This window comes from Paenibacillus contaminans (assembly GCF_003285015.1).
In the GTDB taxonomy this organism is placed as follows: Bacteria; Bacillota; Bacilli; order Paenibacillales; family NBRC-103111; genus Paenibacillus_V; species Paenibacillus_V contaminans.
The window spans coordinates 184,988-197,275 of the sequence record NZ_QMFB01000017.1; the positions used below are offsets into that span (position 1 = coordinate 184,988).

Sequence of the window (12,288 nt, forward strand, 5' to 3'; positions counted from 1 at the left end):
AGTGCCGCTGCACTTTATATGCGGGGCTTGCGGAAATGAAATGTATCCGGAATATTACAAGGGGATACATGGCTTTGAGTATCGGATCGAAGATAGGCTGGGAGTAGGGACGTAGAATAAGCAGGCAGGGAGAGGCCGCTCAAAAAAGCCTCTTGATGCTGCCCTCTTGAAATTCAAGGCATAGGATTGGCCGTCACAGACGACAAGCGCAGTAACGAGATTTATTTTTCAGTGTCAAGGGCATCTCCTTAATTCGGATATTGTGGTGTGGTAACCAACAATTTCTGGATCCAAGGTGATGTCCTTCTTCTGTTTGCGGTTTCGGCGAAGCTTTTCAATAGCTGCGTTTATCCACGATTAGTATTGCAAGAATCAAGTAAGTGACGGTACGGAGATGTGCTGCCATTGGCATATAATGGATAATGGAATATCGATTATATAGAGTGCATAGGATGAAGCATGGGTAAGCGACACGCCAATCATCTAACATTATTCATGGAATGAGGTCTTTGCATGAAGAAGGACACGGTGACGAAACAATCGATTATCGGCAACAAAAATATTAGCGAAGAGATCGTCGAGCTGATCAAGCAGCAGATTTTGAACGGCGAGCTCAACCCGGGCAACCGGATCGTGGAGACGAAGCTGGCCAAGGAGCTGGGGATTAGCCAGACGCCCGTACGCGAAGCGATCCGTCAGCTTTCAGGCGAGGGCATCATTACGATCGTCACGAACAAAGGGCCGATGGTGCGCGACTTCCGCATGCAGGACGTATTCGAAATTTATTCGCTGCGCGCCGTATTGGAAGGGTTTGCGATCCGGCTGGCGACATTCAACGCCACGGAAGAAGATATCGGACATCTGCAGGCGTTCCACCAAGAAATGAAGGCGAAGCTGGATGACGATTCGATCACATCTCTGCTTCAGGAATCGCAATATATTCATCAGACGATTATCAAGCTGTCCCAGCATGAGCGATTGACGTCCATGTACAAATCGATTTCGTTCCAGATTGTGCTCGTCAATCGGATTTTGGGCAAAAAATCGACCAAAGCGAAGGAGGTAGAGCAGCATGGCGAGCTGATCGAGGCGCTTGTGGGCCGCGATGCGGACGAAGCGGAGCGGGTGATGCGCAGACATATTCACCGTTCCTATCTGGAATTTGCCGAACTGAAGGCGGTGGACAGCTCAGAGTTCAAGGAAGGCACTTGGCTGTAAATGGTAGAGTTGAATGCATGGCTAGAAGACACCGCCTAGCGTATCCTGCACCATCGTAAAACAATCGGTACATAAGATGGCTTCATGAAACAATCTCGTATACGTACATGTTTAAAAACGCCGCTTTTCAATCGTTATCCAAAAGGGGCTTTTTGAAAATCTCAGAAAGTATATCTCCGCGGATTGTTCGATTCACGGTATACGCGCCTGTCCTTAAAGGACGGCGAAGCCGTTTATTCTTGACTACCTTGTTTAAAGGAGAGTGAGCCGTAATGATGCACAATTCGCTCTTGATTCGGGAGCGGCTGCTGCAAACGAACAACAACGAGCTGCACAAAAGCAGGAGAAATCCTCACCGGTTCATCCGCAAGCTGAACGGCGAGGCCGAAGCAAGCGATGAAGAGCTGAAGCTTTCGGGCAGCTGGAGCGTCAGTGTTGAAAGCGTTTTCCCTGGATTGCGGGAAGCCGCCGACGATCTGCTCGAATTTTTGCGGCTAAGCGGAATCGGCACAAGCGACCCAGTACCCGGTCTGCAAAGCGGCGATCGCATAAGCAATCCGGCGTCCGGGGAGTTAAGCTGGGACCGGGAGAGCGAACCGGCGTCCAGACGGATAAGCGGGGACCGTGCGAGCGACTCGGCGTCCGGACGGATAACGCTGCGGATCGATGGCTCACTGCCGGCAGGAAGCTTCCACCGGTCGGTCGGCGCAAGCGGCGTTCAGCTGTCGGCGGCCGATATGCGCGGCATTTGGGCGGGCGTCGTATACACCGAGCGGGAGCTTGCCGTAAGAGGGGAGCCTGTGCTGCCCGTAGGCGATCTTGTCAGACAGCCGTCCTGGCGGATGCAAATCAGCCAAGCGCCGTTCGGCTCGAATTACCTGGTGCCCGACCTCTCGCAGGAATATTTATCCGACGACGCGTTTCGTTTGCTGGCCCATTACGGCGTGAACGGGATGACCATTTACGGAGATTGGCTGCTTTACGTAAAAAGCGAAACGTATCCGGAGCTGAACTGCCCGGATTACGATCATAATATCGCGGTATTGAGGGATGCGGCAGAGCGGGCGATAAAATACGGCGTTCAGCTGTTTTACGTACCCGTCAGTCCGAAGCTGGCTAATGACCATCCGCTCTTCCGAAGGGTGCCGGAGGCTAGAGGGGCGAAAATTCATCCCGGTCTGAAAAAAGACGCCAAACCGATCCATAATCTGTGCTCGTCGCATGACGAAACGCTGGCGTTTCACGGCGAAGTTCTGGCGAATTTATTCAAGGAAGTGCCGCAGCTCGGCGGTCTCGGGCTCATTATCGGCGGCGAATCGTATTATCACTGCTACATGCGGCCGGACAAAAGCGGCCTTCCGGCCGGGCAGAAAACGAATTGTCCGCGATGCGCGGCATTTACGGCGGAGGACACGGTCAACGGCCTGCTGAAGGCGACTGCGGAGGCGGTTCACCGGGAGCGGCCTGACGTTCCGGTCATGGCATGGCCGTACAGCGCCTTTATCTGGTCGGAAGATCCCGCGCAGCTCGGACTGCTGGAGCGGATGGATGAGCAGGTATCGCTGCTGAACACGATCGACAAGGATCAATGGGCGCAGAAGGAAGGCTACCGCAAGCTGATTTGGGATTACAGCATCGATTACACGGGGCCTGCCGACAATTTGCTGAAGCAGTCCGATATCTTAAACCGCCGGGGCATGAAGCTGTTTGTCAAAACGGAAACCGCGCTGGGCCTGGAATGCATTCAGTATCCTTACTTTCCGAGCCTGCAGAGGCTGGCGGACAAATGGCGCAATGTCGCATCGATGAAGCCGTCGGGCGTGCTGCAGTCGTGGATGTTTTACGGCATGTTCGGCTCGCGGGCGGAGGAGCTCGGCTGGTGGGCTTCGTGGCATCCGGAGAAGCCGGCGGAAGAAGCGATAGCCGCTATGGCGTCGCGCGATTTCGGCGAGCTTGGCCCGGCGATGATCCGCGTGTGGGAACGATTCAGCGAAGCCGCCTCCCGTTTTCCCTATATTCCAACGTATTTTACGGGACCGGAGTTTATCGGCCCGGCGCATCCGCTGTTTTTCGGCGATGAGCCGGAGAAGCGGGACGAATTTCAGGCGCTCCTGTATTTCCTCCAGGAGAACGAGGAGACCTTCTCCCGTACGGTCAGCGAGATTAAGCACTCGCTAGTGATGGAACAAATCCCGTACAGCCGGATACGCGGCATTTTGAAAGCGGACGACGAAGAGGCGTATTTCACGGTGTTCATGAGCGAGTTCGAGCGGGCGCTTGCTGCGGCGAAGGAAGCGATGGATATTTTGGCGGCTCTGCCGGAACCGTCCGACGAGACACTCCGTACCGCGCTGGCCGAGGAGCAGCAGCTTTGCGAGCTTATTTATCGGACGTTTCAGTCGACGGTGAACACCTTTACGTTTTTGTCCGCTAAGGAAAACGGCAATACGGCGCGGATGCTCGAAATCGCCGAGTCCGAGCTGGATAACGCCAAAAACGCGAGGCGGCTGTTCGTCGAATCGCCTTGGCTCGATCTGGCCCTTAGAGTCGACGGCAAATACCCTTCGAGTTTACGCATGATCGACGCCAAAATCGCAATTATGGAGGAGGAAGTCAAGCGGGCGGCGATAGGCTGATCCCGGAAAGCGGAGTGCGCAGCGGACGGTGCGGATTTTCGTTGCACGGCGCCGTAAGGGGGGCGCGGGAAGCGGCATTTTGCAGCGGCGGGGTTTGACTATATCCAAGGAAAGAGGCAAAGGGGGAATAACGATCGGAAGGTCAGGTTTTACCGATTCGACTCTGCATCTTCATTCGGAATTGAGGAGGAGTTGTTTATCATGAAACGTGGATGGATGATCATGATCGCCTTCGTGCTTGTGCTGCTTCCGGTGCTGTCCGCCTGCAGCAAAACCGCCGAGGAGCCGAAAACGAGCGCAAGCCCTTCCGCATCGGCTTCGCAGGAGCCGAAGGCAAGCGCAAGTCCCGCCGCTTCCGCATCGGCCGCGCCCGCCAATACGAACAAATATAACCCGCCGATTACGCTCACGACAGTGGGCAAAGTGCTGCCGACAGTCAAATATGCGGCAGGCGATTCGGCCGACAATAACCCGTGGACGCGCGCATATGAAAGCGAGTTCGGCATCAAGCTGAAATATTTGTGGACCGTCGATCCGACGCAGTGGGAGCAGAAAACGAACCTAATGATCGCTTCGGGCGACATTCCGGATTTCTTCCTGGCTAACGGCGTTCAGTTCAAGCAGCTGGTGGAGGCCGGCCTGCTGGCGGATATGACGGAAGCCTATGCCAAGGCACCGGACAGCGTGAAGAAGGTGCTCACGGAGGGCGGCGACCAACCGCTCAAATCCGCTACCGTCGACGGCAAGCTGATGGCGATTCCGTGGACGGGAGTGCCTAGGGAAGGCTCGCAAATGATCTGGGTGCGCATGGATTGGCTGAAAAAGCTGAACCTGCCCGAGCCGAAAACGATGGACGACGTGCTGAAAATAAGCGCCGCGTTCACAGCCCAGGATCCTGACGGCAACGGCAAGAACGATACGTTCGGGTTAGCGCTCGACAAAGATTTTGTCACGCTGACCGGCTTCTTCAACGGCTATGGCGCTTACCGGGATATTTGGCTGAAGGACGCCTCCGGCAAGCTTGTGTACAGCACGATCCAGCCCGCCATGAAGACGGCGCTGCAGAAGCTGCAGGATATGACGAAGCAGGGTCAAATCGATCCCGAATTCGGGACGAAGGCGTTCGCGAAGGTCGCGGAGTCGATCGTAAACGGCAAAATCGGACTCATGTACAACTCGCCTTACAGCGGCCTGTATCCGCTGCAATCGGGCAAGGATAATGATCCGGCGATGGAATGGAAGGCGTTCCCGGTCGTCTCTGCGGACGGCCAGCAGCCGAAAAACCAAACCGATCTGGGCGTCGTCGGTTATTGGGTCGTGAAGAAAGGCGTCAAGCAGCCGGAAGCGCTGTTCAAAATGATCGACTTCTGGATCAAAACGTTCTACGACAACAAAGAAGACGATATTTACAAAAAATACGTGAACGACGGCAACGTGGAAATTTGGCAGATGAACGCAATCGCCGTCTACAAGGCGTTCAAAAACGCCGATCAGAAGATCAAGGTGACCAAGGCACTGGAAACGAAAGATACGTCCAACTTGACCGGCGACGACAAGGGCGTTTATAACAACATCCAGAAATTTCTGGGCGGGGATAACAGCTCATGGGGCTGGAACTCGATCTTCGGCAAGGACGGCTCGATGGGCGTGACCGATCAGTACCGGCAAAACAACCAGTACATTGCCAACGAGTTTATTACGTCTCCGCTGCCCGCGCAGGTCGAGAAGGGACCGGCGCTCGACAAGATGAAAAACGAGCTGTTCACCAAAATTATACTCGGCACGGCGTCGATCGACCAATTCGACAAGTTCGTCGAGGACTGGAAGAAAAACGGCGGCGATGAAATCACGAAGGAAGTAAACGACTGGTACGCCAAAAACAAATGACGACTTTGGATGGAGGGGAGAAGCGCTGCTTTTCCCCTTCTTCCAAAGTGGCGGCTGAATCCTCCGGATCAACCGTTTTACGGAAGGGGTGTTCCTTGTGAGAAGGAGAGCGGTGGCGAATCTCCCGCTGCATTTGATGCTGCTGCCGGCGGTCATCATCGTGTTGATCTACAGCTACGGTCCGATGTTCGGGATCGTAATCGCGTTTCAGAAATATGTGCCGGTCAAAGGCTTTTTCGATTCGCAATGGGTCGGACTGAAAAACTTCAAATACGTCTTCGGCTTGCCCGATACGCTTGAGGTGCTTTGGAATACGGTGTTTATCGCATCGATGAAAATCGTCGCAGGCCTTACGGTGCCGGTGCTGATCGCCTTGCTGCTGAACGAAGTAAGCAAAACCTTCATTAGAAGAGGCGTGCAGACGCTAATTTATTTGCCGCATTTTTTATCCTGGGTTATTCTCGGCGGCGTGCTGATCGATATTTTGTCGCCTTCGCAGGGTATTTTCAACGCTTTCCTGGGGTGGTTCGGCATAAAGCCGATTTATTTCTTAGGGGATAACAACTGGTTTCCATACGTGTTGGTCGGATCGAACGAATGGAAGGAATTCGGCTTCAGCACGATCGTTTATTTGGCTGCGCTGACGGGCATCAATCCTACGTTGTACGAGGCGGCGGTCGTGGATGGGGCGGGACGGCTGCGGCAAACATGGCACATTACGCTTCCCGGCATGCGACCGATCATCGTGCTGATGGCTACGCTCAGTCTGGGGAGCATTCTCAACGCCGGCTTCGAGCAGGTGTTTAATTTATACAGCCCGCAGGTTTACGAAAGCGGCGACATTATCGACACGTACGTATACCGGATGGGGCTGATTGCCGCCCAATACGGCCCGGCGACGGCAATCGGGCTGCTGAAATCGGTCGTTTCGCTGTTCTTTATTTCTACGGCATACTTTTTGGCGTACCGTTTGGCGAATTACCGGATCTTTTGAGGATAACTAGGGAGAGGGGGGAGAACGGTGATTCATGCCGCTTCCTTTTCGCGAAAATGGTTTAACGTATTTAACTATACGCTGTTGATATTGCTTTCCGTCGCCTGCGTGCTGCCGCTCATACACGTTCTGGCGATTTCGTTCAGCTCCAACTCGGCGGCGACGGCGGGAGTGGTGAAGCTGTGGCCGGTCGATTTTAATACCAAATCGTACGAGTTCGTGCTGAGCACAGGCAAATTTACCGACGCATTCCTTATTTCCGTCAAAAGGGTGCTGCTAGGCACCTTCGTCAACATGCTGCTTACGATTCTGACCGCCTATCCTTTGGCGAAGGAGACTAGCAGGTTCCGTCCAAGGACGTGGTACGCCTGGTTTTTCGTTCTGACAATTTTGTTCGGCGGGGGGCTTATCCCCTGGTACATGATCATTCGCGCGACAGGCCTGCTGGATACGATATGGGCGCTTGTCCTTCCCGGCGCAGTGCCGGTGTTCAGCGTCATTCTGCTCTTAAATTTTTTTCGCGGCATCCCGAAGGAGCTGGAGGAAGCGGCGTTTATCGACGGGGCCGGCCATCTCTCGACGCTCGTCAGAATCATCGTTCCGCTGTCCGTGCCGGCGCTTGCCACGATCATGCTGTTTACCGTCGTCGGCCATTGGAACGCTTGGTTCGACGGCCTCATCCTGATGAACTCGCCCGCGCATTATCCGCTGCAAAGCTATTTGCAGACGGTCGTGATCCAGAAGGATTTTACGGCGCTCGGCGAAGAGGAGCTGAAGAGCCTGAAGGTGATTTCGGACCGGACGATCAAAGCGGCGGAAATTATTTTGGGCGCGCTGCCCGTGCTTGTCGTTTATCCGTTCCTGCAAAAATATTTCATGAAAGGCATTGTGCTCGGCAGCGTGAAGGAGTAGCGGGTGCAGGGTGTGGCAGGAGGAGCCCGGGGTGAGGGATGACGGACGGCCGATGGCGCTGAGGGGCGAACAGGAGCTGGGAATGAGGGATGGCGGACGGCCGATGGCGCTGAGGGGCGAACACGAGCTGGGAATGAGGGATGGTGGACGGCCGATGTCGCGGCATGGCGGAAGGAGCCGGAATGAGGGAAGGCGGACGGCACGGCGAGAGTAGCGGGTGCAAGGCTCGGCGGGAGGAGTCGGGGGAATGGGACGGAGGACGGCCGATGGTGCTGAGGGGCAAACAGGAGCTGGGAATGAGGGATGGCGCGGAAGGGAATGGCGGCATGTTGTATGGACCGCACGGGGATGCTTTCTGGCAGATGGGCTGACGCATCATTCTCCGTAAACGAATTCCGGGACGAAGGAGTGAATAGCCATGCGATCGCTCATCGGAAAGCAAGCTTTCATCGGATTGAACGACTGCGCCTGGTTTTACAGCGGAGCGGAAACGCCGGTGTTGAAGGAGAGCGCGGACGCCGTGCAGAGGTATCTGGAGTTTCGCGCGCTGGGACCGGGAGGCAGGGAGCATAATGCCTTGATTGAGGCGGATTGCAAGAAGAACGTCGCCGCTTTGCTCGGCGGAAGCCCTGAAAATATCGCATTTTTATCCAACAGCTCGGAAATGATCTCGATGATTGCCGGAGCGGTCGACTTCCGGCCTGGCGACAATGTCGTGATTCATACGCTGGAGTTTCCTGCAGGCGTGCTTCCTTGGCTGCTGCTCAAGGACAGGGGTGTGTCGGTGCGTATCGTGCGCCATAACCGGTGGGAGGTAACGCCAGAAGATGTGCTGGCGGAGGTGGACGGCCGTACCCGGCTCGTGATGACGAGCCATGTCAGTTATTTTTCCGGCGCCCGTCTTGATTACCGGAGCTTGTATGACAGGCTCAAGCAGACCGGTACTCTTCTGCTGCTCGATGCGACGCAATCGCTCGGCGTCGTACCCGTCGATATGAATGAGGCCGACATCGTCGTTTGCAGCTCCTACAAATGGCTGCTGGCTACGCACGGTGCCGGGATACTGGCCGTCAATCCGCGGCGGATGGCGGATTTTATGCCGAGGTCGCTAGGCTGGCGGGGAGTGCAGGATATGTTCGGCCAGAACCGTTTCGAGTCGTTCGACTTCCTGCCGGACGCAAGACGCTTCGAAACGGGTTATCCGAGCTACCCGACGCTTTATGCGCTTGAGGCTTCTACCAAGGTGATCTTGGGCATAGGAACGGACAGGATTGCAGAGCATGTTCTCGAGCTGGGCGGCAAGCTTATCGAAGGGCTGCGGCACCTTGGCTACGAAACGATGACACCCGACGAGCCGGAGCGCCGGGCGGGCAACATCTGCATCGTATCGGAGCGCGGAGACGAGCTGGCGAACGAGCTTCGCAAGCAAAGCATTTATGTATGGGGCGGAGACGGCCGTTTACGAGTATCGATTCACCTGTTCAATGACAGCGAGGACCTCGAGCGGCTGCTGACCGCGCTGCCTCCGTCTTCGGGCGTCTGAGCTGAGGATAGGGAGTCATTCAACCGAGTACGCCATCAAGTTTAGAACTAGGGATTCGGATAACTGACATTAGCTGGTAAACTGGTGCCATGCTACGAAACGTAATCCCTAGTTTAAGCGTTGAAAGTCTACTATTACCCCATCAAGTTTAAACTAGGGATTGATAACCTGGTTACGAAAGCAGACGCGGATATCGTAATGGTTATGCACGAACCGTGCGCTTAGTGGAGAAAACGTTATTGTTTATGAGGCTGTCCTCACTATTCCACCGGTAAAATGCTCGTTCTCGCCCTTTAATGAGGCAAACACCACTATCAATTTCCTTTGCCTCACTATTCGTTTCGTTTGCCTCATTATCTCATCAAAAACCGAGTTTTCGGTGTGAAATAGTGAAGTTTGCCTCACTGATAGTAACCTTTGCCTCATTTTTCCTCCAGAAGATGGGTTTTCGGCGATTTTGATCGTGAGGGTTGCCGAGAAAGCCGGGAGGTTGAGCTGGAGTCCGATTTTGCCCGCTTGGAGAGCTGGAGACAATGCTGTGTTGAGCTGGAGTCCGATTTTACCCGCTTGGAGATATGGAGAAAGCGCGGTGTTGCGTTGGAGTCCGATTTTACCCGCTTGGAGAGAGGTTTTTCACGGGGGGATGTTAAAAACCGCTCTGTAAGTGGTTTTTTTCGGACTGGAGAGGCAGATAAGGGTGATGCGACTGCTCCAATTGGGCAAAATCGAATAGCAGGAGCGGCTCGTTCGAAGGCGGGGAGAAGAATGGGATGTGCCGGTTCATCATGGCGGCATAGGAGCAGTAAGGGTAACATATCGCGGGGAAGCGGCATGTCGCGAAAACGCCCCAAGAGATCGGCAAGGAGTCGCGATAGGTGAGGAAGATGCGGGGGGAGCGGTTAAGCTGACGACACGCGTCCGTAAGAAGGAGGAAAGGCGTCAATGAGGGAAGATCAGGACTTAAAGCCAATTAAGCCTATTAAACCTGCGAAGCCTTGGTACAAAACAAGCTTTCGACGTCATCTGCTCGATATGCATATTCCCGACTGGCATCCGGATTTCCTCGCCAAGCTTGATGCCGAGCGGTATGTGGAGCTGCTCGAGCAGGCGAGGGTCGACACGGCCATGGTATATACCGGATCGTGCCTCGGCATTTGCTATTGGCCTACGCCTTACGGCCATATGCATGACGGACTGCAGGGACGGGATTTCATCGGTGAAATGACCGAGCGCTGCCGGGAAAAAGATATCAACGTCATTCTCTACTATAATTTTTGGTCCAAATGGGCGTACGATACGCATCCGGAGTGGCGGTTCGTCTCCGCCAAAGGGGAAGGCACCGCCGATTATTTATGGCAGCCCGGGCGGTACGGCGTGTGCTGTCTGAACTCGCCGTACCGCGATTTTCTCATCCGGCAGGTGGAGGATTTGGTCTCCAGGTACGACGCGCAGGGCGTATGGATCGACATGATCCATTGGCCTTACTCTGTTTGCTACTGCGGCTATTGCCGCAAGCGGTATCTCGAGGAGTCGGGTCAAGAGCTGCCGCGGCGGGTCGATTGGCATGATCCGGATTGGATCCGGCTGCAGCGCGCCCGGGAGCGGTGGATCGCGGAATTCGCCGAAGCCATTACGGCCGCGGTCAAAACCATTCGCCCGGACATGTCGGTCGGCCATCAATGCGCCTCCTGGACGGTCGGGTGGCAGAACGGGCTGACGAACGCCTTTTTCCGGCAAACGGATTATACGAGCGGCGATTTTTACGGCGATGCGCTTTTTCAGTCGTTCACCTGCAAGGCTTTGTATCACTTGACCGAAAACAAGCCGTTCGAGTTCATGACGTCGCGCAGTCCGGACCTGACGCATCATACGACGATGAAATCGCCGGAGCTGCTGCGGGCGCACGCCTACGCGGCGCTTTCCAACCATAGCGCATTTCTCGTTATCGATGCGATCGATCCGGCGGGTACGATGGACCCGAGCGTGTACGAGGCGATCGGCGGCGTCTACCGCGAGCTTGAGCCTTACGCCCCGTATTTCCGTCCGGATGCCGAGTCATGCCAGGACGTAGCCATCTATATGAACTTCGAGTCGGAAATCGAGCTCGCGGACAACGGCAAGTCCGTTATGGAAACGCAAATCGAGAAATCGTTTATGAAAAACGCTATGAACGCCGCCAAAGGACTAATCGAGCATCATATTCCGTACGGGGTAATAACGCGTAAAAATCTCGGCGAGCTGTCGCGGTATCAGGTGCTCGTGCTCCCAAACCTGGCAATGATGGATGAAGAGGAAGCGGAGGCGATCCGGCAGTTTGTTCGCGCAGGCGGCAGCCTGTACGCCAGCAAAGGCAGCTCGCTCATCGATAAAGAAGGCAATCGCCGCACAAATTTTATGCTGGCGGACGTTTTCGGAGCGGATGCGTTTAGCGAAACCGGGGAAACCGTCACTTACGCGGCTCCTGTTAGCGAAGGGGATGCACGATTTCTGCGGTATTCCGCGCTGACGCCGCTGACGCTGCTTGGTACGCAGCTGAAAACGGAAGCGCGGCCCGGCAGCTCCGTTATTGCGCAGCTCGTTTTGCCGTACACGCGTCCTGACGATGCGTCCAAGTGCGCCTCCGCGATCAGCAACCCGCCAGGAAAGGAGACCGGGCATCCTTCCATCGTCGAAAATGAGTACGGCGCCGGGAAATGCCTATACGCCGCAGGCAATCTGGAAGCCGTCGATTCAGGCGAGCACCGAGCCGTCTTCGCCGGGCTTATTCGTTCTCTGGCAGCCCGGCCGTTCTCCTTCGAAGCCGAAGCGCCCAAGTCCGTCGAGCTGACGCTGTTCCACGATGCGGATGAGGAGCGGTATTTGCTCCATCTTTTGAACTTTCAGAAGGAGCTGCCGAACATTCCCGTATACCGGACCCCCGTCAAAGTGAGAATGAACGGCCGCGTTCCTTCCGGAGTAAAGCTTGCTTCGCCCCAGCAGCCTTTGACTTTTACGGTCGACGGCGACTGCATCAAGTTCGAGGTGCCGAAGCTGGAGACGTACGCTTTATGCGTCATAAGCTACGCCAAATAATTGACATTTTGCCTAGCCTCCGAGCC

At 55.2% G+C, this 12,288-nt stretch carries 8 protein-coding genes; all 8 read left to right on the forward strand.

Features of this window, described 5'->3' with window-relative positions:
• Nucleotides 1–513 precede the first annotated feature (513 nt).
• The 8 genes from DQG23_RS26125 (at nt 514) to DQG23_RS26165 (ending at nt 12,262) form a co-directional block, all read left to right on the forward strand.
• Nucleotides 514–1,218, forward strand: a complete 705-nt coding sequence (locus DQG23_RS26125) for a GntR family transcriptional regulator (protein ID WP_113033980.1) — start codon at nt 514–516, stop codon at nt 1,216–1,218.
• 272 nt (nt 1,219–1,490) lie between these two features.
• The gene (locus DQG23_RS26135; protein WP_113033982.1) at nt 1,491–3,854 is read left to right on the forward strand and encodes a hypothetical protein; all 2,364 of its coding nucleotides are present in this window, start codon (nt 1,491–1,493) and stop codon (nt 3,852–3,854) included.
• Nucleotides 3,855–4,055: 201 nt separating this feature from the next.
• The gene (locus DQG23_RS26140) at nt 4,056–5,741 is read left to right on the forward strand and encodes an extracellular solute-binding protein (RefSeq protein ID WP_113033983.1); all 1,686 of its coding nucleotides are present in this window, start codon (nt 4,056–4,058) and stop codon (nt 5,739–5,741) included.
• A 136-nt stretch (nt 5,742–5,877) separates the two neighbouring features.
• Nucleotides 5,878–6,735, forward strand: coding sequence for an ABC transporter permease (locus DQG23_RS26145; protein WP_113034004.1), 858 nt, complete (start codon nt 5,878–5,880; stop codon nt 6,733–6,735).
• A 27-nt stretch (nt 6,736–6,762) separates the two neighbouring features.
• A complete protein-coding gene (locus tag DQG23_RS26150; RefSeq protein ID WP_113033984.1) occupies nt 6,763–7,647 on the forward strand; it encodes a carbohydrate ABC transporter permease in 885 nt (294 codons plus the stop codon).
• Nucleotides 7,648–7,829: 182 nt separating this feature from the next.
• Nucleotides 7,830–8,018, forward strand: a complete 189-nt coding sequence (locus DQG23_RS41895) for a hypothetical protein (protein ID WP_146762384.1) — start codon at nt 7,830–7,832, stop codon at nt 8,016–8,018.
• A gap of 47 nt (nt 8,019–8,065) precedes the next feature.
• A complete protein-coding gene (locus DQG23_RS26160) occupies nt 8,066–9,190 on the forward strand; it encodes an aminotransferase class V-fold PLP-dependent enzyme (protein WP_113033986.1) in 1,125 nt (374 codons plus the stop codon).
• A 942-nt stretch (nt 9,191–10,132) separates the two neighbouring features.
• Nucleotides 10,133–12,262 carry a beta-galactosidase trimerization domain-containing protein gene (locus tag DQG23_RS26165; protein ID WP_113033987.1) on the forward strand — a complete coding sequence of 710 codons (2,130 nt, stop codon included), beginning with the start codon at nt 10,133–10,135 and terminating at the stop codon, nt 12,260–12,262.
• The last annotated feature ends 26 nt before the right edge of the window (nt 12,263–12,288 follow it).